The 22,331-nt window shown below is 64.5% G+C and carries 37 protein-coding genes; 24 read left to right on the top strand and 13 right to left on the bottom strand.

The features are described 5' to 3' along the window. Positions 1-370: 370 nt before the first annotated feature. The 11 genes from P2G62_RS17145 to P2G62_RS17095 all read right to left on the bottom strand — a co-directional run bounded on the left by P2G62_RS17145 (position 371) and on the right by P2G62_RS17095 (position 5,767). Positions 371-1,279, bottom strand: coding sequence for a hypothetical protein (locus P2G62_RS17145; RefSeq protein ID WP_275736109.1), 909 nt, complete (start codon positions 1,277-1,279; stop codon positions 371-373). 49 nt (positions 1,280-1,328) lie between these two features. Then, positions 1,329-1,577 carry a hypothetical protein gene (locus P2G62_RS17140; RefSeq protein ID WP_275736108.1) on the bottom strand — a complete coding sequence of 83 codons (249 nt, stop codon included), beginning with the start codon at positions 1,575-1,577 and terminating at the stop codon, positions 1,329-1,331. Between the two features lie 2 nt (positions 1,578-1,579). Continuing rightward, complete coding sequence (locus P2G62_RS17135) at positions 1,580-1,834, bottom strand: hypothetical protein (protein ID WP_275736107.1); 255 nt, start codon at positions 1,832-1,834, stop codon at positions 1,580-1,582. After that, positions 1,831-3,096: a hypothetical protein gene (locus tag P2G62_RS17130; protein WP_275736106.1), complete on the bottom strand. Its 1,266-nt coding sequence runs from the start codon at positions 3,094-3,096 to the stop codon at positions 1,831-1,833. Before P2G62_RS17130 ends, P2G62_RS17135 begins: the two co-directional genes overlap by 4 nt. 30 nt (positions 3,097-3,126) lie before the next feature. After that, positions 3,127-3,360 (bottom strand): hypothetical protein, encoded by a 234-nt coding sequence (locus tag P2G62_RS17125; RefSeq protein WP_275736104.1) that lies wholly within the window; start codon positions 3,358-3,360, stop codon positions 3,127-3,129. A 125-nt stretch (positions 3,361-3,485) separates the two neighbouring features. Then, the gene (locus P2G62_RS17120) at positions 3,486-3,767 is read right to left on the bottom strand and encodes a hypothetical protein (RefSeq protein ID WP_275736103.1); all 282 of its coding nucleotides are present in this window, start codon (positions 3,765-3,767) and stop codon (positions 3,486-3,488) included. Next, the gene (locus tag P2G62_RS17115; protein WP_275736102.1) at positions 3,764-3,991 is read right to left on the bottom strand and encodes a hypothetical protein; all 228 of its coding nucleotides are present in this window, start codon (positions 3,989-3,991) and stop codon (positions 3,764-3,766) included. Before P2G62_RS17115 ends, P2G62_RS17120 begins: the two co-directional genes overlap by 4 nt. Before the next feature lie 98 nt (positions 3,992-4,089). Then, on the bottom strand, positions 4,090-4,371 hold the full coding sequence (locus P2G62_RS17110; RefSeq protein WP_275736101.1) for a hypothetical protein: 282 nt from the start codon (positions 4,369-4,371) through the stop codon (positions 4,090-4,092). Then, positions 4,372-4,623, bottom strand: coding sequence for a hypothetical protein (locus P2G62_RS17105; protein WP_275736100.1), 252 nt, complete (start codon positions 4,621-4,623; stop codon positions 4,372-4,374). Between the two features lie 110 nt (positions 4,624-4,733). Beyond that, entirely contained in the window at positions 4,734-5,156 is a 423-nt protein-coding gene (locus P2G62_RS17100; protein WP_275736099.1) for a hypothetical protein, read from the bottom strand. Beyond that, positions 5,153-5,767: a helix-turn-helix transcriptional regulator gene (locus P2G62_RS17095; RefSeq protein ID WP_275736098.1), complete on the bottom strand. Its 615-nt coding sequence runs from the start codon at positions 5,765-5,767 to the stop codon at positions 5,153-5,155. Before P2G62_RS17095 ends, P2G62_RS17100 begins: the two co-directional genes overlap by 4 nt. 96 nt (positions 5,768-5,863) lie before the next feature. On the opposite strand from P2G62_RS17095, the gene P2G62_RS17090 reads away from it, so the two are divergent. From P2G62_RS17090 to P2G62_RS17050, 9 genes are all read left to right on the top strand, one after another. Continuing rightward, positions 5,864-6,160 carry a hypothetical protein gene (locus P2G62_RS17090; protein WP_275736097.1) on the top strand — a complete coding sequence of 99 codons (297 nt, stop codon included), beginning with the start codon at positions 5,864-5,866 and terminating at the stop codon, positions 6,158-6,160. A 181-nt stretch (positions 6,161-6,341) separates the two neighbouring features. After that, entirely contained in the window at positions 6,342-6,632 is a 291-nt protein-coding gene (locus P2G62_RS17085; RefSeq protein ID WP_275736096.1) for a hypothetical protein, read from the top strand. Then, entirely contained in the window at positions 6,625-6,933 is a 309-nt protein-coding gene (locus P2G62_RS17080; RefSeq protein WP_275736095.1) for a hypothetical protein, read from the top strand. Before P2G62_RS17085 ends, P2G62_RS17080 begins: the two co-directional genes overlap by 8 nt. Continuing rightward, positions 6,930-7,250, top strand: a complete 321-nt coding sequence (locus P2G62_RS17075; RefSeq protein WP_275736094.1) for a hypothetical protein — start codon at positions 6,930-6,932, stop codon at positions 7,248-7,250. The genes P2G62_RS17080 and P2G62_RS17075 overlap by 4 nt, the downstream gene beginning before the upstream one ends. Further along, positions 7,243-8,169: a hypothetical protein gene (locus P2G62_RS17070; RefSeq protein WP_275736093.1), complete on the top strand. Its 927-nt coding sequence runs from the start codon at positions 7,243-7,245 to the stop codon at positions 8,167-8,169. Before P2G62_RS17075 ends, P2G62_RS17070 begins: the two co-directional genes overlap by 8 nt. Next, entirely contained in the window at positions 8,169-8,477 is a 309-nt protein-coding gene (locus P2G62_RS17065; RefSeq protein WP_275736092.1) for a DUF6378 domain-containing protein, read from the top strand. The genes P2G62_RS17070 and P2G62_RS17065 overlap by 1 nt, the downstream gene beginning before the upstream one ends. After that, positions 8,474-8,671: a hypothetical protein gene (locus tag P2G62_RS17060; protein WP_275736091.1), complete on the top strand. Its 198-nt coding sequence runs from the start codon at positions 8,474-8,476 to the stop codon at positions 8,669-8,671. The genes P2G62_RS17065 and P2G62_RS17060 overlap by 4 nt, the downstream gene beginning before the upstream one ends. A gap of 5 nt (positions 8,672-8,676) precedes the next feature. After that, positions 8,677-9,864 carry a toprim domain-containing protein gene (locus P2G62_RS17055; protein ID WP_275736090.1) on the top strand — a complete coding sequence of 396 codons (1,188 nt, stop codon included), beginning with the start codon at positions 8,677-8,679 and terminating at the stop codon, positions 9,862-9,864. Further along, positions 9,827-9,961 (top strand): hypothetical protein, encoded by a 135-nt coding sequence (locus tag P2G62_RS17050; protein ID WP_275736089.1) that lies wholly within the window; start codon positions 9,827-9,829, stop codon positions 9,959-9,961. The genes P2G62_RS17055 and P2G62_RS17050 overlap by 38 nt, the downstream gene beginning before the upstream one ends. A 38-nt stretch (positions 9,962-9,999) precedes the next feature. Here P2G62_RS17050 and P2G62_RS17045 read toward each other — a convergent pair whose 3' ends face one another. Together P2G62_RS17045 and P2G62_RS17040 are read right to left on the bottom strand one after the other, a co-directional pair. Further along, positions 10,000-10,179 carry a helix-turn-helix transcriptional regulator gene (locus P2G62_RS17045; protein ID WP_275736088.1) on the bottom strand — a complete coding sequence of 60 codons (180 nt, stop codon included), beginning with the start codon at positions 10,177-10,179 and terminating at the stop codon, positions 10,000-10,002. A gap of 18 nt (positions 10,180-10,197) precedes the next feature. Continuing rightward, on the bottom strand, positions 10,198-10,449 hold the full coding sequence (locus P2G62_RS17040; protein ID WP_275736087.1) for a hypothetical protein: 252 nt from the start codon (positions 10,447-10,449) through the stop codon (positions 10,198-10,200). Positions 10,450-10,586: 137 nt separating this feature from the next. Here P2G62_RS17040 and P2G62_RS17035 point away from each other — a divergent pair, with 137 nt between their 5' ends. The 15 genes from P2G62_RS17035 to P2G62_RS16965 all read left to right on the top strand — a co-directional run bounded on the left by P2G62_RS17035 (position 10,587) and on the right by P2G62_RS16965 (position 22,119). Continuing rightward, positions 10,587-12,632, top strand: coding sequence for a hypothetical protein (locus P2G62_RS17035; protein ID WP_275736086.1), 2,046 nt, complete (start codon positions 10,587-10,589; stop codon positions 12,630-12,632). 525 nt (positions 12,633-13,157) lie between these two features. Continuing rightward, positions 13,158-13,805, top strand: coding sequence for a hypothetical protein (locus P2G62_RS17030; RefSeq protein WP_275736085.1), 648 nt, complete (start codon positions 13,158-13,160; stop codon positions 13,803-13,805). Between the two features lie 253 nt (positions 13,806-14,058). Continuing rightward, the gene (locus P2G62_RS17025; protein ID WP_275736084.1) at positions 14,059-15,879 is read left to right on the top strand and encodes a hypothetical protein; all 1,821 of its coding nucleotides are present in this window, start codon (positions 14,059-14,061) and stop codon (positions 15,877-15,879) included. Between the two features lies 1 nt (position 15,880). Then, the gene (locus P2G62_RS17020) at positions 15,881-16,201 is read left to right on the top strand and encodes a DUF2829 domain-containing protein (protein ID WP_275736083.1); all 321 of its coding nucleotides are present in this window, start codon (positions 15,881-15,883) and stop codon (positions 16,199-16,201) included. 3 nt (positions 16,202-16,204) lie between these two features. Beyond that, a complete protein-coding gene (locus P2G62_RS17015) occupies positions 16,205-16,594 on the top strand; it encodes a hypothetical protein (protein WP_275736082.1) in 390 nt (129 codons plus the stop codon). Continuing rightward, the gene (locus P2G62_RS17010) at positions 16,591-16,791 is read left to right on the top strand and encodes a hypothetical protein (protein WP_275736081.1); all 201 of its coding nucleotides are present in this window, start codon (positions 16,591-16,593) and stop codon (positions 16,789-16,791) included. Before P2G62_RS17015 ends, P2G62_RS17010 begins: the two co-directional genes overlap by 4 nt. Next, the gene (locus tag P2G62_RS17005) at positions 16,788-17,036 is read left to right on the top strand and encodes a DUF2312 domain-containing protein (RefSeq protein ID WP_275736080.1); all 249 of its coding nucleotides are present in this window, start codon (positions 16,788-16,790) and stop codon (positions 17,034-17,036) included. The genes P2G62_RS17010 and P2G62_RS17005 overlap by 4 nt, the downstream gene beginning before the upstream one ends. Continuing rightward, positions 17,036-17,938 (top strand): phosphohydrolase, encoded by a 903-nt coding sequence (locus P2G62_RS17000; protein ID WP_275736079.1) that lies wholly within the window; start codon positions 17,036-17,038, stop codon positions 17,936-17,938. Before P2G62_RS17005 ends, P2G62_RS17000 begins: the two co-directional genes overlap by 1 nt. Continuing rightward, on the top strand, positions 17,935-18,465 hold the full coding sequence (locus tag P2G62_RS16995) for a hypothetical protein (RefSeq protein ID WP_275736078.1): 531 nt from the start codon (positions 17,935-17,937) through the stop codon (positions 18,463-18,465). Before P2G62_RS17000 ends, P2G62_RS16995 begins: the two co-directional genes overlap by 4 nt. 1 nt (position 18,466) lies before the next feature. Further along, positions 18,467-18,652: a hypothetical protein gene (locus P2G62_RS16990; RefSeq protein WP_275736077.1), complete on the top strand. Its 186-nt coding sequence runs from the start codon at positions 18,467-18,469 to the stop codon at positions 18,650-18,652. After that, a complete protein-coding gene (locus P2G62_RS16985) occupies positions 18,649-20,292 on the top strand; it encodes a portal protein (protein WP_275736076.1) in 1,644 nt (547 codons plus the stop codon). Before P2G62_RS16990 ends, P2G62_RS16985 begins: the two co-directional genes overlap by 4 nt. Before the next feature lies 1 nt (position 20,293). Then, complete coding sequence (locus P2G62_RS16980) at positions 20,294-20,599, top strand: hypothetical protein (protein ID WP_275736075.1); 306 nt, start codon at positions 20,294-20,296, stop codon at positions 20,597-20,599. After that, positions 20,593-20,901 (top strand): hypothetical protein, encoded by a 309-nt coding sequence (locus tag P2G62_RS16975; protein WP_275736074.1) that lies wholly within the window; start codon positions 20,593-20,595, stop codon positions 20,899-20,901. Before P2G62_RS16980 ends, P2G62_RS16975 begins: the two co-directional genes overlap by 7 nt. Continuing rightward, positions 20,894-21,892, top strand: a complete 999-nt coding sequence (locus P2G62_RS16970) for a hypothetical protein (RefSeq protein WP_275736073.1) — start codon at positions 20,894-20,896, stop codon at positions 21,890-21,892. Before P2G62_RS16975 ends, P2G62_RS16970 begins: the two co-directional genes overlap by 8 nt. Then, positions 21,889-22,119, top strand: a complete 231-nt coding sequence (locus P2G62_RS16965; RefSeq protein ID WP_275736072.1) for a hypothetical protein — start codon at positions 21,889-21,891, stop codon at positions 22,117-22,119. The genes P2G62_RS16970 and P2G62_RS16965 overlap by 4 nt, the downstream gene beginning before the upstream one ends. Positions 22,120-22,331 lie beyond the last annotated feature (212 nt).

The raw sequence follows: 22,331 nt of genomic DNA, 5'->3' as shown, positions 1-22,331 counted from the left end.
TTGACTGTTAATCAATTGGTCGTAGGTTCGATCCCTACCGCCGGAGCCAAAAATCCTTAAAATACAAGGGCTTTTGGATTTCACGAAAAGTGACCGTCCGCAGTCCGCAAGCGTCCGAGTGCGGACGATCTCATGGCATCTGTTTCGAACCACTCTCCAGGTGAACATGTCAGGACGAGATGTAACGTGGATCTACTGTCGCTGCGGGCATTGCGCCACGCTGCCCAGACAGCCTGGGCTGCGTAACGAAATTCTATCGCGGGCTGTTTGCTCTGTCTGCGGAGCGCATGGCGCTGCAGACATGCGTCACGGCTATATCGCGGCCGAGACGATCACGGCTATCAACCGAAGTGCTTGAATTTCGGCGCAGTCATGCGACATCTCCTGCCTTGCGGCTCGCGTCGGCGTGGAGGGTATCGAGGCCATGAACCTGATCGCCCTCGATATAGAGCCGCATCAACATCGCCATGGCCTGCTTGATCTCACCAATGACGTTCTCTTTCGTCTCGCGTCCCTCGGCACAGTGGATCGCCGCCTTCACGACCTCACCGGCCTCCTCGGCCACTTTGCTGATGACGTAGTTCGGCTGCGGAAACTTGCGCATCGCTTTCTGCGCCTCAGCCCATGCATCAGAGATAAGCTGGCTTGCTGGCCCGAAGACTTCCGCCCGCACCCGTGCGTCACGGGCCTCAAGCGCGGCTGTGGCGTCGGCTGGGGCGAGTGCGCGGATTATTTCCCCGCGTTCGGAACTTGCCGGGCCGCCCCATCCTTCGCAGACATGTGCCGCCGCCAGATACGCCCCGGCCACCTGTTCAGTGGCCGACGCTTCTGCCTTGGCGAGTTTCGCCGTCAGCCTTCCGTTCGCTGCCCGCAGGTCACTCAGTTCGATAGACATGTTTCCGATAGCGGTGTTGGCGGCATCGAGGGAAATCTGCAGGGCGTCACGCTCGGCTACAAGATCGAAATACCTCTGATTTTCGTGGTGCGTTTCGTCCTCCCATCTCGCGCGCGCCGCCTCTGCGGTCGTCAGTGCGGCACGAAGGGCGGGGACAAGATCGCGCGCGACGGCAATGAAACCGGCATCAGCTGCCGCACTGGCTGGGCTGTCGTTGTTTTCGCGATAGTCGAACCCGCTCCACGCGACGACCTCCTTGCCATCTGCACCCATGACCGAAAATGTGTAGGTTTCATAGCTGATGAAAGCTTCCCACGGCCCTGATGTCACCCCGTCCAGAGACCGCGCCACGGCTTCCTGCGAAATGTCGATCTCGTCAGTCATTGATCATCGCTCCTATTCAGCCGCAGCGCTTGCCCATTGTTCGTCTGCTTCACACCATCGCCCCCCGTGCATCTTCCCGGCAGGCATCGCACATTCTGTGCCCGATGCCGTAGCTGCTGAACTGCGCGCCGCAGCACAGGCATGCCCGATCGCGCGCGGACAGGCGGCGCTGCCAGACGCCGGCGGAAATGCAGGCTTTTTCGTATTGGTTCTGGGGCTTTCCGAGTTGCTGGCCCTGGTGGAACACCGACCAGCTGGAGCCGCTTCCGCGGATCTCTATGTCCACTGTTCTGGCCATGATCAGTGCCGCTGATGGATTTCGTGCGTGTATTCCGCCACCGGCTGTTCGCCGGAGATATGCCGCTGGAACGCGTTCAGCATGTTTTCCTGACACTCCTTGCAGTTGCAGCCAGCGTTGATCACGCCCACGGTCTCTCGACCGTTGAGTATGACCACAACAGATCCGATCTGGTCCCTGCCGGATGCATTGTTTGCGTTCACCGCTTCGATCAGGTTCTCGATCGCGAGGTTGATCCTATTGCTATAGTCTCTCATGCCTTTTTCCTTTCATCTGGCGCAGGCGCGCGTTGCAGGGCCAGCACGGCACGGCTGGCGGTTTCGAAGCTGGGGGCCATGTAGATGTCACCCAGCAGTTGGTCGGTGGCGGCGCTGTTGCCCAGCACGTCGGCCGTGTCGTCCTTGCTGGCGCCGCCCGCGCGGCTGTGCACACCGAAGCTGCGGCGCAGATCGCGAAAGGTGATTTCGGCCAGCGCATCTGCCATGCGCTGGCCGCCGGCCGCGCGTGCCGTCTCGATCGCGTGGCTGCGCACGACGGCCCAGCGGTTCTGAAAGCGGTGTTCAGCGGCCCGGCCCACAAACGGCAGGCCGTGGGCTTCGTCGACCAACAGGGGCTCGGCCGCCAGATCCTCGGGCCGGAGCGCGCGCCCTGGCGATTTGGCGCGCAGGCGCGCGCGTGCCGCCTCGATCGCCGCGGCGACATGGGGCGCGGCTTCGTCGTGCAGGATCATGGCGCCTTCATTGCCACGCTTGGAGCGCACCAGCTGCCAGACCCAGACAGGGCGTGGAGTGGGCCAGCCAGAGAGTTGCACCTGCCGAATGCTGAACGCGCCACAGGTGGCAGCCAGAATATCGGTCTGACGCTGGCCTTGCAGCATGCCCAGAATGATGGCCGTGGCGACCGAGGTCATGCCGAGATCTTGCGCCGCGGCCACCAGTGCGTCGAACTCTGCCCAGGTCACGACCCGACGGCGCCCCTTGGGCGTTTGCATGCCCAACCGAGAACAGGGGTTGGACCCTTCCGGGCGCCATCCGATCAGTTCGGCATAGGCCATCAGGATCGACATATGCCGCAGCCGGGCGCTGGCGGTGGCGGGACCGGATTTCGCAAGCAAGGCCTCATACCATTCATGCATGGCGGGCTTTGTGAAATCTGCGGCCGGATAGGCGCCCCATTTTTCGCAGATCAGCGCAAACTGCTTGGCATAGCTGTCACGGGTCTTCGCGGCCAGCCGCCGGAATTTGGCAGATACCCTGTATTTTTCGGTCAGGGCCGCAATGCTGCGCCCGCCCGGACTGGGCGCCGCGCGGCGACCTGCCTTGCGCGCGGCCGCCAGTTCACGGTTCAGCCGCTCGGCCTCGCGCACGGACCAGGTGAGGCGCCGTTCATCGAGTTCGACCGTCTCGAACCCAAGGGTGCGTGCATCCGCGCGCGGCTCCCACCAGATCCGCACGGACCCGTCGGCGCGCCGGCGCTGGCGCAGGTTCACGGGGGGCTTGGCAATGGGCAGCTTGGTCATGGTGGTGTCTTTGAAATAGGGTTGGTCGTTTCACTCAGCGCCGTCGTATTCGCCTGCGAAATAGCGTGGACGACTGGCCACCTCGGCGGCGAAAAAGTCTTCGGCAAATAGCGGAAACTTCTTCTCAAGCCTGCGGCGAAGGTTTTTCTGACGAACTCGCGCGCGCGCATCTTTGCTCCATCGCTTGATCTGGCGCTGCTCGATGCACTCCCAGCCGATGGTCCAGCCACTACCGGGCGCGAACTCTGTTCCGGGCAGCATCATTTCTGCAATCTCAGCAGGAATTGACCGCGGGTTATCGCACAGTATCGCCTTGACTATTCTGGGTAGTCCGCACGGTGGTGACGTGTAGGGGTTTCCCCAGAACAACCGACACCGCCAGCCCATGGTCATCCCCGCCGCGCCTCTGCCAGAATGCGCACATGGCCCGAGCTGATCAGCGCGGGGTCGATGTCGGGCGCGGCCTCGCGCGGGGTGCCCTGGCTGGCCAGCCAGGCATCGACCTGATCGGCGCGCCATTTCAGCGGGCGTTTCCAATGCGGCACGGCCACAGGGAAGCCGGCGCGATCCTCCAGATCCAGCCGGCGGCGCAGGAAGGCCGGACCATCGGGCAGGCCCATGCGGCGGGCCACGGCCTCGGCATCGAGGAAGATCAGATCGGGGGCGGTCATGCTGCGGTCCTTTCGGTTTGCAGGGGGTGAGGCGGTGCCGCGCCATTGCGGGCGGCGCAGTCGGGGAAGGATTGCGCCAGGGCCGCGTCCAGTTGACGGGCGATATGGCGGGTGCTGGCTTGCGCGCGGGCCGCATTCGCGATCAGGCGCATGTCCGCGATCAGTTGCGCGGTGGCGCCGCAGAATTCGGCCAGGGCGCGGGTCTGAATGGCAAAGTTCTGCATGGTGATCCTGTCCCCCGACTGGCTGCCTGCAGGCGGGGCGTGAGTGGTGGCGGGGCGCGATGGCGAGCAGTGCATCGCGGGGCAGCCCCCTTGGGAAATCATCCGTCGATGACGTTCGGATCGTCGGGCTGCGCGAGGCTGACCGGGCGGGCGGGCTTGGCATAATCCAGTTGCGCGTCGGTCAGATCGGCCACGACCTGCACCATCTTGCCGCAATGGCTAAGCAGCTGGCCTTTCGGCACGGCGCTGGCATCGGCATCACCGATCTGCTGGCCGGATCGTTCGATCCGCGCACCGTTCAGCCGCATCGCCTCGCAGGCCATGCGCCAGCCGGCGCGCTCGGCCGCGGTCATCAGTTCAACGGGGGTATGGATCAGCATTTAGCGCGCCCCCGGCATCAGGATCACGTTTTCGGGGCAGGCGAGATCGCGGATCACCCCGACGCGGCGGCGCCACTGCAGGCATTCGGCCATGGCGGGGCCTGCGACCATCAAAAACAGGGTGGCGGTATCGGGATCGAGGCGGTCGAGGTCGCCGGCCGCGACGTGGTTTGCCGCGGCAATGGCCTGTTCCAGAACCTTGTCAGAGACCGCAGCGCTGGCCTGCGGAACAACGGGCGGAAAGTGAGGCATGGGGTGAAGCTCCTGTGCAGATGTCCTGCACAAGAGTTAGGAGTGCGTAGTGCGCACTGTCAAGATGAAACGTGAGATATTTGCACTATAATGTGAGTTTCGTGAGATCGCTACCAGCGCTTACGAAGCATCTCACGCATAACTGCTGCGCTCATCGCTCCATGGGCGACCGCAGGGATGCAGGCAATCCCGAGGAACCACATCAATTCCGTTTCGTGGCCGTATGACCTAAACAGATCAGCCGCCAATCGGTCGGAAAATCCATAAACGATGAGGACCGTCGCACCCACGGAAAGCGTTGCGGCAATCGCATAAGGCAAAGCCAGCGCCCTGAAGAACGCCCGGTCATCCGCCGCGATCCGCAACGCGCTGGTGTCAATCGTGCGTGCTGCGGCAAGCTGCGCCGAAAGCATAAGCCAACTATAGACAGCCGATGCAATTGCCGCGGCCAATACGGTCATGTCATGATCAAAGCCGAATTTCGTAACAACTTTGAAGAACACCAACGTAATCAGCCAGAAAATAAAGATCATGCAGCCCTCCAGCTGGCGACGACTTTTCCGCGGATGACCACGTTGTTGCCATCGACCACATGCACGCGGCGGTCTTCTGGCGCGGTTGACGCCGCGACCAGAACTGGTGGCTCGAACCGGCGCAGCAGGGTGGCAGCGGTGCCGCGGGCATTGTCATAAACCTGCGCCACGACCACATCGCCTGGCGCCGCGCGATCCGCCTGCAGGGTATCGACCAGCATGTGATCGCCGGGCATGTAGCCCATCAGGGCAAGGGCGCCGGAGCGGATTGTCCAGATATCGACCCCAGGGCGTGCGCCAAGCGCTTGGGCGATGGTTGGCGTGGCGCGGTCCTCTGGGCCCTTGTGAACAAAAGGGGTAGCATCGCCGTCTGCAAAGCCGGGCTTGAAAACCTGAGCGGTAGGCGGATCAGCCAGCCCAGATCGCATAAGAATTTCGTCCAGTGGAACGCCGAGCTGAGCTGCGAAAACCTTGGCTTGATCAATCGTTATCCGCTGATGGCCGTTCATAATTCTGGAAACGACCGCCCGATCCCGACCGATTGCATCTGCCAGGTCATTGCTGGTTTTCCCAGCCTTGCGCAGCGCCTGCTTGAACCATGCTTTTTCCATTGCCCATAGGTATGCGCCGCACACCTCACGTTTTAGTGCGGTTATCTCAATTTTATTGTTGACGTGAGGGATTTGTGAGGGTCTATATCTGGGGTCATGAGTAAGCACCTCGCACCAATTGAAGTTGTCGAAGCCCTGATCGGGCCGCCCGAAGCGGTTGGGCCGATTGTCGGGCTGAACGACAAGGCGACCTACCTGTGGCGGCGCGGATCCGGCAGGCGCGATGCCGGGGATATCCCCGCCGCACGCTACATGCGCCGTCTGCTGGCGCATGCGTCGTCCAAATCGCTGGGGCTGACGGCGGAACATCTGATCTGGGGCGCGCCTGCGGCCGAGATCGAACAGATCCTGGCGGCGCGGGCGGCGGATAGTCCGCCGGTGGCTGCCGAATGAGACGGGCGCGCGCGGGCGAAACAGGCAGCCGCACACGCGCGCCCAGGGCTGGCGGTCGTGCAGACCCCTGACGGGGGACCGCCAGCCCGACCAATCCCGCACCCGCGCCGGGTCATGCGCGGGGGTTACTGCCTCGGCCTCGGGCGGGATGCGTCCCGCCCGCCTTTTCCACGGAGGGACAATGGGCATTCAGGATCAGAAAGTCATGATGGCCGCGCTGTCCATCGCGCTGCGCGCCCAGGTCAACGATCTGGACGGCGCCGATGTGGATGCGCTGGTGTCGCAGGCGGACGAGCTGCTGGCGCATGACACGCCGCTGTTTCGCGAAATCACCGGATTTGCCACCCAATACGCCATGGTGCGCTTCGATGCGGATGCGCTGGCCGAGGCGGGCGCACATCTGCGCCGGGCGGTCGAGCTGGGCGCGGTGCCGGTGCCGCCGGATCTGGGGCGGGTCGATATCCATGGATGATCTGGAAAATGGCGCGCCGGACGCGCCGATGAGCACGCGCCTGGCCAAGGGTTGCACGATCGACGACATCGCCCGTGGCATCCGGGTGATCGCGGCTTGCGGGCCCGGCTCTGTCTCGATGACCATTGGTCAGCCCCATGCGCTGGAGATTGCGCGCCTGATCGAGCGGCGCAACGAGGTCCGGCAACCGTCGCAACCGACGATGCCGTCGGAGCGCTCCATTTGGCCCGAAGTTGTTCTGAAAGTCTTTCTGCTGGTGTGGCTGAACATTCCCGTGGCCGTTCTGTGGTGGTCGCTATGACAGAGGTGCCGCGCCCGTCATCGGCGGATTACGCGCTGATCCACGCTGTCGGCTGGCTGGCCTGCAACGTGATGTCCAGCGATCCGTGGCGCGGCATCATGATCGAGGTGATCGCCGAGGCGATGCCGGCGGCCAACAGCGCCATTCCGATGGTGCGCGATTTTGCCGCGCATGGCGCCGAGATCCTTGCAGCGCGGGGCGATGACCGGGCGATGGCCCGCGCGACCAGTGCTGCGCGCGACGTGACCCAAAAATTCCACCAGATCCGCGCCGCCGAGGCGCTGGAGGTTTTCAGAAAGGGAAAACGCAATGCCTGACCATCAGAAATATGACGGATTTTCCATCGCGCTGCCGGTGCTTTTCGAATTGTTCGACATCTGCAGCTCGGACTGCGGCGCCCCGGTCAATATCCTGCGCATCGTGAAATGGGTGGCCGATCATGGGATGCTGGCGCAGCCGTCCGATCAGGCCATCAAGATTTCCGTTGCCCCCGGGGTCTATCCGCCGCCGCCAACGGTTGATCTGCGGGATCTGAGCCCACCGATCGCACAGCCCGATGCCGAAGATATTCCGGCCTTCCTGAAGCCGATCACGGAACCGATTTCCCCGGAGCCCCCTTCCTCGGCCGGGGAAGCGCCGCCGCCCGATGCGGCGGAACCGGCCGCGGATGCGCCCCCCATTGCATCCGCGGCCGATGCGGCGCCCGCAGTCGACCGCAAGGGCGCGCCCTGGTCGGACGAGGAATGCCGCAATGCGAAACGCTGGCGTGCGGAAGGCCTGACGGCGCGCATGATCGCCGAACGCCTTGGGCGCCCCCTGGCGGCCACGCAGGTGAAGCTCAGCTCGCTGAAGGACAGCCCTACCCCGGCAAAGGCTCCGCAGAAGGCCCCCGCTGCGCCTGTGGCCAAGGTTGCGGCCCCGGCCGACAAGGCAGCACCCACGGTTGCCCCCATCACCGCCCGTGCCCAGACCGATGCTGTGCGTCCCGGCTGGTGGGTGGAGTTGAACGCCCAGCTGAACGCCCTTGGCTATCGTGACGGGTGGTCGGCCGCGCGCGACCTGGAACTGGTCGAAGGGCTGGTGGGCGGATCTCCGGCGGCGCTGGTGGCCGATCAGCTGGGTGTCGAGGTGGGCGCGGTCAAGGCGCGCTTCATCGCGCTGACGCCCGACGGCGTGACGATCGAGGGGCAGACGCGGCTGCTGCAGGTGCTGCGTGCCCGGGCGGAGGGTAAGTAATGGATCAGGGCCAGAACATCCGCAGTGCCGTGCTGAATTGCGCCCGCGAAGCCGTTCTGCACGACCGTGCCGCGACGCATGGCGCGCCCGAAGACACGTTTGGGGTGTTGGCTGCGCTTTGGTCTGTGCGTCTGGGCGTGATGATTACGCCCGCGCAGGCCGCGATCATGTTGATCGACCTGAAGACCGCGCGCGCCTGGGGAAACCCGGGGTATGACGACAACTGGATCGACATGGCGGGCTATGCGGCCTGCGGTGCGTCACTGGCCGGGGCTGACCCGCAGGTGGATCATGGGGGTGACGCATGAGCAAATCCGCGCTGCCCAAATATCTGACGTTTCTGGCCCCGTTCCTGATCGAGGATCATGATTTGCAGCTTCGCCAGGTGCCGCTGTGCGGGGCGCCTACCGGGCGCAAGCGCATGGTAGTGCTGCCAGATCCGCGCAGGCGCGCCGCGGTCAAGGCCGCGCGCAAGCAGCGCCTGAAAACGCGGGGGCGGTAATACGTATGACCGCCGCCAGCCACCAAACCCTGTCTGTCGAGGACGTGAAGGACCTGTTGCACGCGCAGCGGCATCAGGTGGCCTATCACTATGCCCCGCCGGCGCAGGGGTCCTATGAGGACAAGGGCGGATACTGGACGCTGAACCCGGGGCGCCCGGATCGCAGCGTCGGCAGTTTCGTGGTCTGGATCGAGGGCGAACGTGCCGGGCGCTGGAACGATTATGCCACGGGCGATCGCGGCGATCTGCTGGATCTGATCGCGCTGAACCTGGGCTGCGATCTGAAGACCGCGTTTCGCGAGGCCCGCAGTTTTCTGGGGTTGCAATCGGACAGCCCAGAGGATGTGGCGCGCCGCAAGCAGGCGGCAGATCGGGCCCGCGCGAAACGATCAGAAGCCGAGCGGGAGGCACGCGCGACGCGCGCAAAGCGGCAAAAACGGGCCTTCGCGCTGTGGCTGTCGGGGCAAGAGCGGATCAAGGGAACGCCGGTCGAGGCCTATCTGCGCACCGCACGAGCGATCGACCTGGACCGGCTGGGCCATCAGCCCGCCGCGCTGCGCTATCACCCCGAGGTCTATTACAACCAGACCGACCCGGACACGGGCGAGGTTTTCGAGGGGCGCGGCCCCGCGATGCTGGCGCTGGCCACCGATCTGGATGGGAACTCGGTGGCCTGTCATCGCACCTGGCTGGCAATCGGCCCGGACGGCCGCTGGGACAAGGCGCCATTGCCCAAGCCGAAAATGGTGCTGGGCGATTACAAGGGCGGCGCGATCCGCATCTGGCGCGGCCTGGGGCCACGCGGAGGCAAGGGCAAGACGCTGGCCGAGGTCGAGCCCGGCGCCCGGGTCTATCTGACCGAGGGCATCGAGGACGCGATGAGTGTGGCGGACCTGTTGCCGCACGCCCGCGTCATGGCGGCGATCAGCATCAGCAATTTCGGCAATGTCGAATTGCCCCCGGCCGTGGCCGAGGTGGTGCTGGTGGCCGATCAGGATTTCGGGGCGCAGGCGAAGGAGGCGCTGGACCGTGCCATCCAGCAGCATGCCCGCGCCGGCCGCACCGTGCGGGTCTGGAAGAACCTGCACGGCGGCAAGGACATCAACGACGCGCTGAAAACAGTGCGCAGACAGACGGAAGGGGCAGAGGATGCAGATGCAGGATCTGACGGCGGCAGCGTGGCAGGCGATTGAGTGGCTGATGTCACTGCTGGATCAGGATGACAGCGCGCCCCCGCAACGGCGCGAACCCGAAGAGCAACAGGATCTGCCGCAGGACGGGGGTCTGTGATGGATGACGCGAGAAAGGCCGCTCTGCGGCGGCCCATGTCATTGTTTCTGCGCGGCCAGCAATCGCGCGATCTCACGCTCGACCAGGGGCTTGATGCGCTGTGTTTCGCCAGCCTCGATGTTCTGGACGGCACGACGGGAGAGGCCGAGGATTTCTCCCAGCTCGACCTGTGTCAGGCCGAGGCGCCTGCGGGCGGAGGTGAATTCGTCTGGGGTCATGGTGTGTTCACCAGTCGATCACAAATTGGCGACAGAGATTGTTTCCTGACCCCAGCAATAGTCGCCGGGCTCGATGTCGCCATTGATGCAATATTCATTCAGCGCCATCTGGACGTTTTCGAACTCCACCGCGGTCGGAGCTTCCCAGATTTGCTCAGGCGTGCGCTTGTTGTCGGCAATGGCATGGATCGCCATCGCAACAGCGGCATCGGTTTCGCGCGATTGTGCCCAGTCGGCGGCGACAGCGGGGGTGTTGAAGTTGCGGTTCATTTTGTCTCTCCGGTTCATGGGCATCTGCCCTGTTTCGATGATCCAAACATAAGCGCAGAAACTGCGCCATGCAAGCGAAAAAGCGCAGTTTCTGCGCAACTTCGATCACGAATTGTTACAGATTGCGGGGTGGCAGCATGACTGACGCCCCTGCCCCATCGGCCCCGATCGACCTGGAAGCGCGCAAGCGAGCCGCGCTTGATGATCTCGCCAGAAAAAAGGCGCAAAAGATTGCCGAGGGGCGCGCGATTTCACGCGGCGCGCGGCTGGAGGATCTGGCCCACGAGCTGGAGGATGCGCCGATCGCGGCCACACCGGGCGAAGGAGCGCGTGGCGACGGCGCTGGCGCGGATACGCCGGCTGGCGATGGCCTGGATCCGCCGGCATCGGGCAGCGCCACGCCGCGCAAACCGTCGCGGCCGCGCGGCGAGATCTTCGAGAATTGCCCGGTGCGCGCGCTCGGGGTCAATGGGGATTTCAGCTATTACCTGGACCGGCACGGCCAGCTGCGCGCGGTGAAAAAGCACGAGCTGCAGACGATCATGCACCTGTTCGGGGATCGGATCGGCGCACTGTGCTGGAATTTCCCGCAATTTGACAAGGACGGCAACCGCAAGCACAGCCGGTTCGATCAGACCACGGCCAGCATGGCGATGATTTCAGCCTGTTCGGAAAAGGGGTTGTTCAACCCCGATGGCGCCGTGCGTGGCGTGGGCGCCTGGAAGGATGACGACGGGCGTCTGATCTATCACTGCGGAAACATGCTGCTGACTGACGATGGCCAGCAGGAGCCGGGCGACATCGACGGCAAGATCTATCCGGCCTATCCGCCGATCCCGCAGCCAGCGCAAAAGGTCGGCACGGCAGATCCCGCGCGGGCCGCGCTGGAAATGGCCGGCACCTGGCGATGGGAGCATCAGGAGACCACGCCGATGATCGTGCTGGGCATGATCGGTGTGCAGATGCTGTGCGGGGCGATGGACTGGCGGCCGGTCTATTGGCTGACCGGCGACAAAGCCTATGGCAAATCGTTTTTCCAGGACTGGATCAAGCATTTGCACGGCGGCGAGAAAGGCCTGATCCAGTCCAATGACCCGACCAAATCCGGGATCACGTCGCGTCTGGGCCACAGCTCGTTGCCGGTGGCAATCGACGAGCTGGAGCCGGGCGAGGAAGGATCCTCGAAAGAGCGCGACATCATCGTGCTGGCGCGGGTGGCGGCCTCGGGCGGGCAGTGGCTGCGCGGGTCCGCTGACCAGAAAGGCGCCAGCGGCAACGTCTATTCGGCGTTCCTGTTCAGTTCCATCCTGATACCTGGGGCGATGGGCGCCCAGGACCGATCGCGCCTGATCACGCTGCATCTGCGGCCGCTCGATCCGAGCGCGCCGAAAGTGACGCTGGACCCCCGCACCTGGCGGGCGCGTGGCGCGGCCCTAAAGCGGGTGCTGATCGACCGCTGGCCCAGCTGGGCCGAGCGGCTGGAACTGTGGCGCGGGGCCCTGGCCGAGGTGGGCCTGTCTGGCCGAAACGGTGACAACTACGCCACCACGATGGCGATGGCCGACATGGCGCTGCATGCCGAGCTGCCCTCGGCCGAGGTGCTGGCGGGATGGGCGCGCAAGGTGGCATCCTGCGCGGTGCATGAGACCGAGGAGATCGGATCGGACGCCGAAAGCATGCTGATGCATCTGCTGGGGCAGCCGTTCGATGTGCATCGGCGCGGAGAGCTGTTTACGATCGCGCAATGGATCATGGCGGCGGCTCAGCTGCCCTCCGCACCACCGCAGCTGGTGGCCGATACCGACAGCGGCGACATCGACGACCAGGTGCGCAAGCAGGCGGCCAAGCGCGCCAACGAAAAGCTGGCCAAAGTGGGCCTGCGGGTGCGTGGATCGGGCGATGCCGCATCGCTGTTCATCGCCAATGCGCCCCTGCCCGGTCTCAAAAAGCTGTTCGAGGGATCGACCTGGGCGAGCGGTGTCTGGGCGCAGTCATCGCGCAGGATCATCGGCGCCGAGCCGGTTGCGCAGCCCCTGACATTGGCCGGGCAACGCACGCGCGGTGTCTATGTGCCGCTCAAGCAATGCGGCGGTCTGATGGCGTTCCCGATGGATCGCGCTGGCGCACAGTCTGGGCCCGAAGTGCCGCCGATGCCGCGCGAATGGGAGGATTTCGAGGGATGATCCGGGACTTCCTTTGCGCTTCGCAATCTTTGTGCTTCCCGCACCCTGTTGGCTGTGCCAATATCGCGCTGCGCGGCGGTTTCACCCCTGCGGGTCTGGGGAAAGGGTTCCAGATCTGTCTGGGTGCAGGATCTTGGTGCCCGGAATGCCTGAAAATTGGGCGTTGTGGGCAAGTCATTGATCTGAAACGGAAACACCCACAACGGCGGAAATCTGGCGTTGTGGGTCGGCGTGTCGGACAACACATTGAAATTGCTGCAAAATGTGCCGCCCACAACGGCACAACGCCTCGCGCGCGCGTATTACACACATGCGCGCGCATGCGCGCCCGCCCGCGCACACACACGAGGCATACCTATTTTTACCGTTGTGCCGTTGTGACTAAAGAAAAATGCTGTGATTTCATAGTGTTACCCAGCACGCGAACCCACAACGCCCTGAAATGGAACCGTTGTGGGTTGCAGTTTGTCCTGAAAAATCAATCGCTTACCCAGCACGCAGGTGAAAAAGGGGGGATTTTGACCCATGGCTAAGCCAGAAAACCAGTTCGAGGATCTGGCACGCGAGGCCGAGGCGCGGCTGCAGCGTCAGCGGGCGGTTGGTGAGCAGTTGGTGCTGCTGCCCGACGAGCGGCACGGCACTGCCAAGGGCGATGGCGAGGCGCGCCCGGTGCGTGGCAAGGGCAAGGCGATGAGCCAGATGCGCGAGTGGCTGACAGCCCGCGGTTACCGCCTGCCCGAAGAGGTGCTGGCAGAGCTGGCCGGGCTGACCGCCGGGCGCGGCGAAACGGTGTTCGCCCAGACCATGCGCGAGGTCGAGGCGCTGTTGCTGTGGGCCTATGACGGATCCGAGATCCCGAAGGGCGCGCCCAAGGGCCCGACGGCCAGCAAGCGGCTCGAACTGTTCCAGCAGCTGCTGGCGGTCAAGCTGCGGGCGGCTGACGCGCTGATGCCCTACGGCGCGCCCAAGGCCACGCCCGACGTGGCGGTGACCAACGTCAACCAGGTGGTGGTGCAGGCGCCTGCCGCGCCATCGCCGCAGCCCGCGCGCCCTGGCGATCGGGCGCGGGATGTGACGCCGCAGGCACGCCGGATCACGCCGCCTCCGATGCCGCATGAAATGCAGGAAAATCAAGACGTTAGCGGATCAGTCGGGAAAGGTGCGGACAAATGATTGCGGACGGTATGGCTAAGCACATGAAAACGCTGCATGAAATTGCTGTTGCAGAGTTGATTGAAAATCAATCGCTCTGCCTGCGTGCCCGCCTCGATCGCCTCGCCCTGGTCGGGCGTTGCTACCCCCACCCCCTTCGCGGCCGCGCCGATCAGGCCGCTGGCGCGACCCCCCGGGGGGCGTCGACGCGCGCGAAGTGTCTGCCCCCGGCAGTGAGGCCGGTTGCCCTTTCCGGGCTCCTCGGGGGGTCGAAATGAGCGCGAACCTTGGAACAGCGACATGGGGTGTGGGGGAGAGCCTTTCCCCCGACCGCAAAGCGCAGGATGGCGCTGGCGGCATGAGCGAGGAACGCATCGACGAGCTGGTGGGTCTGGACGCGAAACAGGCAATTGCAAGCCTAGCGAGCGATCTGGACGCTGACAAGATCGAATTCGACGCGCCGGAAACCTTCCCCGGTCCGATCGCCGAAGCGGCCTATTGGGATGACGCCAGCGTGGTCGGCCTTCAGGGTCCGGTCGGTTCCGGCAAAACCACGACGATGCTGAAGTCGCGCCTGCGCCGGGCGATGTGCGCGCCGCGATCTGTGATCGACGGACGCCGGCGCTACAAGCTGCTGGTGATCCGCGCGACCTACCGCCAGCTGTGGTCCACCACGATCCCCGATTTCCTGAAGGTCTATCCGAAGGAATTGGGCGACTGGTCCGGCGGCAAGGGCGGGCCAGTGACCTTCGAGATGGTCTTCGACGACGGGCTGCACGTTGACCCGCCCATGGGCTTTGCGGGCGACTGGTCGAACGAGATCCAGTTCACGGTCGAGTTCATGGCCTTCGGCGATGACATCCAGGGCAGCCTGCGCGGCTACCAGGCGACCGACATCTGGCTGCACGAGATGGACACGAACCCCGTGGACGTGATCGTGAACGGCATCACCCGGATCGCGCGCTACCCGGGACAGGATCATTACCGCGGCTACCCTGCCGAGCTGCGCAACTACGGCCAGCTGGTCGGCGATTTCAACGCGCCAGAGCCCGGAAACTGGGCCATCGACCTGTTCCACGACGAAAAGAAGCGCGCCGAGCTGCTGAAGGTCATGAATGCCGACCTGCCCGAGGGTGCCAGCGCCATCGTGATCAACTTCTACCGCCAGCCCGGCTTTGGCGAGGACGGCTGCGAGAACCTGCAAAACCTTGCGCCCGGCTATTACCACACGCAGATCGCCACGCTGCGCCTTCTGGGCCGTGGCGACCAGATCGACCGGCTGGTGTTCAACAAAATCGTCCACACCAAGGCTGGCGAGCCGGTGTTCCAGCGCGAATTCAGCCGTCGGCTGCATGTGTCCGACGTGACGCTGACGCCCTGGCCTGGGGTGCCGCTGCTGGTCGGCCTTGACCAGGGCTTCAAGGGTGCGGCCGTGATCGGGCAGGTGCTGACCGAGGGCACCGGGCGCCTGCAAAAAGTGTTCTGGCAGATCCTCGCCGAGGCGCATTACCCGACCGAGCGCCTGATGGCGCGCACCTTCGGAGACCGGCTGAGCGAGCTGCTGGAAACCCGCTTTCCCGGCCTGCCGGTGGCGGGGGGCTGGTCTGACATGGCGGGCGAGCATGGCGCCAGCCAGGCGGCGGACGAAAACCACACCTGGAACCTGCTGGTCAGCCGCGCGGCGGGCTTCCGCGTGCGGCCGCAGAAGATCGGCACGAACCGCTTGCAGCCGCGCCTTGAGGCCGTGCGCGCGGCGCTGGAGGCCCCGACCAGCGCGGGCCGCACCGGCCTGCTGATCGACCCCAGCTGCGCCTTCCTGATCGCCGGTTTCGAGGCCCGATACGTCTGGACCTTCGAAGTCGATGCGCGCGGCGACAAGCGCAAGGTGCCGAACAAGAGCCTGACCGAGGCGAACGTCATGGACGCGCTGCAATACCTGCTGCTGAGCCATGTGCGCGCTGACGGCACCACAGAACAACAAATTCCCCCGGAGCAACGCGGCCTTATCGGCCACAACGGCGGGCCGTCCCTTTCCGGGGGGAATGGCGGCCTGTCCACCGGATACGACATCCTTAACCCCTATGGAGGGAACTGACATGAACTTCGGAGAAGCACTGTCCGCACTCAAAGAGGGCCGCCGCGTGGCCCGCGCGGGCTGGAACGGAAAAAACATGTGGATCGCGCTGACGCCCGGTTCGATCTTCCCGTCACATCACGCAAAAGCTGGTCATGCCGCCAAGCATCGCGCGAACGAGCTGGCTGCCGATGTCCCGCATGACGGCATCGAGCGGCAGATCGAATTGCTGCCTCACATCGACATGCGCGCAGCTGATGGCTCGATGGTCATCGGTTGGCTGGCAAGCCAGACCGACATGCTGGCCGAGGACTGGCTGGTTCTTGAAGAGAAGGAGGCCTGAGCCATGAACGACACCCAGAACATCACCGAGGCCACCGAGGCCACCGAGGCCACCGAGGCCACCGAGGCTGTCGATCAGGGCGCGGATCCGCAAGCGGAAAATCCGCCCGATCCGAAGGAACACGCGGCCGAGGCCCCGGCGGCCCCTGCCCTTGCGCTCGATCGTCTGACGCGGCTTGCGGCTGACATCGAGGCGCTGCATCGCGCCCGCTTCACCGACCTGGTGCATCGGCTGGAAACCGAAGAAGGCCTTGAGTTCACGGATGGTCCGATGGGCGCGGTGGTCTGCAAGATGGCGGGCGTGCGCGCGCAAAGCACGGCTGGCCGCCATGGCGCGCTGACCAACTGGGCCAATGCCGCCCGCCGGGCTGTGCTGAAAGGCGGTGCGAAATGAGCGGCTTTCTGAACCCCGAAACGGGGCGTTACGAGGCGTTCCCGGCAGACCATGGCGCGCGTGAGCGGGCCGTCAAAGCCGAGATGAAGCGCATGTCGGATTTGGCTGAGGCCAACGTCCTGAATGGCCTGTCGCACACCGCATGGCTGCGGCAGACCGCTTCGGTTCACGCGCTGATCGCAGGGGGTGCCGCATGAGTGACGCCGCCTATTCCGTCGCCGCCGACGAGCTGCGCCAGTTCATCGAGCAGTTCGAGCATCTGGAAGCCGAGAAAAAGGAGATCGCTGAGCAGCAGGCGGACATCATGTCCGAGGCCAAGGCACGCGGCTACGACACCAAGGTGCTGCGCAAGATCATCGCGATGCGCAAGCGCGACAAGAACGATCTGGCCGAGGAGGAAGCCATTCTCGACGTCTACAAATCCGCACTTGGGATGAGCTGATGAGCAAGACAATCTGCATCTACCACGCGCATTGCGCAGACGGTTTCACCGCCGCATGGGCCGTGCGCGAGGCGCTTGGTAATCGCGTCGAGTTCATCCCGGCAGGCTACGGCGATGTGCCCCCTGACGTGACCGGCGCAGACGTGATCATCGTGGATTTCAGCTACAAGCGACCGGTGATCGACGCCATGGCTGAACAGGCGCGCTCGATCCTTATCCTAGACCATCACAAGACCGCCGAGGGCGATCTGTCGCATCTGCTAGAGCCTCCAATTCAGGATCACCCGTCATTCAATTACGCGGATCTGCTGGCGCATATCGAGGCGGACCCGGTCGAGAATGTTTTCGCCATCTTCGACATGACTCGCAGCGGCGCTCAACTCGCTTGGGACTATTTCAACGAAGGCGCCCGTCCGTTGCTGGTCGAGTATGTTGCCGACCGCGACCTGTGGTGGTGGTCGATGGAGGACAGCCGCGAAATCAACGCCGTCATCGGGTCGCATGATCTGAACTGGGACGCCTGGGATGATCTGGCCGCGCGGATGCAGGCTGACGAAGACATCTGGCGGATGACCGAGGAAGGCGCGGCCATCCTGCGCGCGCACGACAAGTTGGTAGAACAGGTCGCAGATTCCTTCCGCTACATGATCATCGGCGGGCACCGAGTCCCCGTAGCCAACGCCCCATATGCACTGGCCTCTGACACTGCTGGAAAACTCGCGGAGGGTAATCCATTCGCAGCGACATATTTCGATGGACCGAAGGGGCGCGCATTCTCGTTGCGATCGCGCGGCGACGACGGCCTCGATGTCGCGCAGATCGCGGCGAAGTTCGGTGGCGGAGGGCATCGTAATGCTGCCGGATTTCATGCACCGCATAACTGGGAGGGCGACGATCAATGATCACCGCCCGCCCCTACGAGGATTATGCAGCCCACGCAGTGCTGAGCCGGCTTGACCCGATCGACCTGATGGAAGCCACGGTGACGCGGGGCCAGTCCACCACGGCGTTGGAGTTGTGGGCTGATTGGCGCGCGATGAATGCCGCGCGTCTGGCCAGCTGGGTGCTGTTCTCCGGGGCGGGCGAACCCTTCGCCGTGCTTGGTCTGTCCCATACCGGACAGGCAGGCGTTGCAGGTGCGGCGCTGCTGGCGCGCGATCATCGCCGTTTTCGCCGGTCTCTTGCGCAGGCCGCCGTGCGGATGCGCCGGGAATTGCCGGCTTTCGCCGCCGAAACGGGTGTGCGCCGGATCGAGGCGCGCGCCTGGATGGCGCACCCGACTGCCTGCGACCTGCTGCAGGCGATCGGCTTCATCCCCGAGGCTGTCATGCCGGGCTTCGGTCCGGCCGGCCGCGACACATTTTGCCAGTTCGTCTGGATTTCAACGGATCTGCCCGCTGCCCCAACCCAGCACTGTGAAAGGACATGACATGTGCTTTGTGAAGACGCCCAAGGTCGCGGCGACGAAGATTGCGGCCACCGATAATGCCGAAGCGACCCAACAGGCCGACATCGAGGCGCGCCTGCGTCGGCGGCGCGCTGGCGCGGCCGCAAACATCCTGACCGGGGCGACGGGCATTCCGTCGACCGCGCAGATGGGCGGGGCCGCGCAATGAACGAGGCAAGCGCAATCCGCGAAAAGGCCCCAGAGGCAGAGCTGGCGATGCGGCGCTGGCAGGAGCTGAAGTCCGACCGCTCGATGCATGAGGGCACCTGGGAAGGTATCGCCGAGCTGATCCGCCCGCAGCGCGGCGGGTTCTCCTCGGACGATCCGATGGGGCGCCAGATGCTGAAACCCCTGTCATCCGCGCCGATTTCGGCCCAGTCGAATTTCGCAGCCGGCCTTTATGGCCAGCTGTCGAACCCGGCAAACCGCTGGTTTGGGTTGGCGACGGAAGACGAAGATCTGAACGCCTGGCACCCGGCAAAACTGTGGCTGGATACCGTCACCAGCCGCATCCTGAACAGCTTTCAGGCGGCGGTCAGCCCGTTCTATTCCGCCACCACCCAGATCTTTTCGGACCTGGCGGCCTTCGGCAACGGCGCGCAATACGATGAGGTGGTGACGGCCGAACGCAAGATCCTCGATGTCACGCTGTCCTTGGCCGAGGTCTGCTACGACATCGACGGATTTGGCCGTGTCTGGGAGGTGGTGCGCCGCTTCCAGCTGCGCCCCGCCGCGGCAATGTCGATGTTCAAGGGCGCGCTGCCGCAGAAGGTCATCGACATGGCCGAAAAGGGATCGACTGACAAGATCACCTTCTATCACCACGTCTTCAAGAACGACGACTGGCGGCAGGGCATGCTGGGCACCAAGGGCAAGCGCTGGATATCGCGCTATGCCTGCGAGGTCGAGAACAGCCTGCTGCGCGAAAGCGGTTATGACGAAATGCCGTTCTTCGCGCCCCGCTGGGACGTGGAAACCGGCGCGATCTACGGCACGGGGCCCGGCTTCGTGGCGCTGGCATCGGCCCGCGTGCACCACAAGATGGACGACGCCACCCTGCGCGCGGCGCAGATGGCGGCGGATCCGGCCGTTCTGGCCCCGGACAAGGGCGACTGGCCACTGGATGGGCGGATCCGGCCGGGGGCGGTCGTCTATGGCGGCATGAACATTCGTGGTCAGCGGATGCTGGATGTGCTGAACCAGACGGGCGGCATCAATCTGACCCTGCAGGAAAAGCAGGCCAAGATCGAAGAGATCCGCGATGCATTCCATTTCACGCTGATGAACCTTGCGGGACGCACCGGCATGACCGCGACCGAGGTCATGACCATCAACGAGGAACGCGCGCGACTGTGGGCGCCCTATCAGGGCCGGGTGCAGGAAGAATTCCTGGCACCCAAGGTCATGCGGCGTTTCTCGATCCTGTGGCGCGCGGGGCAACTGCCGCCGCCGCCAGAGGAAATGGGCGGCGTTGGCCTGCAGGTCACCTATCAGTCGGCCGCCGCCGCCGCCGCCAAATCCTCGCAAGGGGCATCGACCGTGCGGCTGCTGGAAACGCTGATGCCACTGGCGCAGATCGACCCGCGCGCGGCCGATCGTCTGGATGCCGATGGCGTTGTCGAGGTGCTGGCAGATGCCTATGGAACGCCGGCCAAGGTGCTGCGGTCGCGCGATGCGGCAGACCAGATCGCCGAGGCCCGCGCGCAACAGCAGCAACAGGCGATGGCGCTGCAGGCCGCGCAAAGCGGGGCTGGTGCGTTGAAGGATCTGGCGTCCGCTGCGGGTCAAATGCCCATGGAAGGCGTCTGACATGGGCCACCGATCGCACGAGGCCGAGGCCTGCCGTCAGCTGTGGATCGCAGTGATCCTGACCACGCTGCGCGATCTTCTGTTGCCCACGCGCGACGGCTTGCTGGCCAATCAGGCGCGCGCCTGGATCGGAACGGCGGATTTCCGCAGCGTCTGCGCACTGGCCGGGCTTGATGCCCAAACCGTGGCCGATGGCATGCGGCACGCCGAAGCCGTGGTGCGAGAGGCTGAAAAGGATCGGGGCCCTGGGCCCCGGCCATCGTATTTCATCGAAACGGCCATGCGAAAGGCACGAGAAAAATGCTGATCGACAAAATCGGGATGCTTCGAACCATGTTTGCCAGCCGAAAGGCGGCACAGCCGATCGCCAGACGTTGGCGGGCGGCAGCGGCAGAGCGCCCGCAGCTGCGCGATGACGTTGTGGCCATGGCGGGCATCCTGACAACCCAGCCCGTGAACGTGAGCCACGGCGTCCCGGAGGTCGAGACGCCCGACCCATACCGTCTGGCCTATGAGGCCGGGCGCCGAGATCTGGGGCTGCAGCTGCTGTCCCTGATGAACCTGTCAATCTTTGAGCTGAATTCCCTGATGGAGGATGACGATGCGTAACAAGCCGATCTGGACCCGCTTCATGCCGCTTTGGGCGCCGAATGATGGCGGGGCACCGCCTGCCGGCGATGCCCTACCCGCGGAACCGCCCGCAGCACCGCCCGCGGGCGACACGCCGGCCGTTCCGCCGGCGGGTGAGCCGCCGGCCGCGAAGTGGTTTGAGAACAACGAGCTGATGAGCGCCGAAGAGCGTGAGTGGCTGACGGCACGCGGGCTGAACCTAGACGATCCGCTGCAGGCGATCCCGAAGCTTGTGCGCGGTCATCGCAGCGCCGAAAAGCACATCGGGCGCGGCGTTGACAAGATCATCGAGCGTCCCGGCGACGGTCAGGCCTATAGCGAATGGGCCCGTGCCAATGCGCAGGCGCTTGGCCTGCCCGAGGCTGCGGATGGTTACGAAATCGCGAAACCAGAAAGCTGGCCGCAGGATGCGCAGTGGGACAGCGATTTCGAGGCGCAATTCCGCACCGTGGCCTTCGAGGAGGGCCTGCCGCCCGCCGCTGTCAACCGCCTTGTCGGGATCTATGCCGACAAGATCAAGGGGCTGAACGAGCTGGCGGATCAGGGCTATGAGCGCGCGAATGCCCAGATGATGGCCGATCTGAACCGCGAATTCGGCGATCAGGTGCCTGCCGTTCTGGCGCGCGCGCAGCAAGGCGCGCAGGCCGTGGCGCAGGCTGCCGGAATGGACATGCAGGCGGTCGAGGCGATCACCGCGCGGCTGTCCAAGGACAGTGGCGATGCGCAGGTGATCAAGTTCATGGCGAAGATCGGCGAGATGATGGGCGAGGACAACCTTCTGCGCGCCAACGGTGGCCAGCAAGGCCTTGGCGCCACCCGCGCCGATGCCGAGGCCGCGCTGTCCGAGTTCATGAAGCCCGATGGTGAATGGGCCAAGGCCAGCGCCGCCCGCGACACCGCCGCGATCAACCGGCTGCGGCCCAAGTTCGATCAGCTGACCAAGGCAGTCGCTGGCTTTGGTGGAAAATGAGGACCGACCTACTGGACCGGATTGCTGATGCGCGCGCCGCGATGATCATGCGCGGCGCGTCACCGGAGTCACTGGCCGTCTGCCTTGGGCGAGAAACACTTTTACAGCTTGCACGCGAGGCCGCGCCATTCCCTTTGTTAGATGACTGGAATGACCTGCGTTTGCTTGGAATGCCTGTGCGGGAGATGATGGATACAGAAGGTTTCGCTGTCAAATCCATGGACTGAGTTTCGCCCCGGTTCGCGCCGGGGCGAAAAAAAAATCCTAGCAGTTTTGAAAATCGCTGGTAGCGCTAGGAGATGACGGGCACCCCGGTTCGCCGGGTCCGACTGACAGCAGCAACAGACTGCCGCCCAGGCGAGCGTTTCGCCCAGGCAGGGTCCGGTATCGGGCACCCCTTCCGAGAACTCACAGAACATCGTCAGTTTTCAAATGGAGG

Source organism: Paenirhodobacter sp. CAU 1674, assembly GCF_029222945.1.
Classification (GTDB): domain Bacteria; phylum Pseudomonadota; class Alphaproteobacteria; order Rhodobacterales; family Rhodobacteraceae; genus Rhodobacter.
The sequence above is the reverse complement of the archived record's forward strand: the minus strand, read 5'-3'. Positions and strand labels throughout refer to the sequence as shown.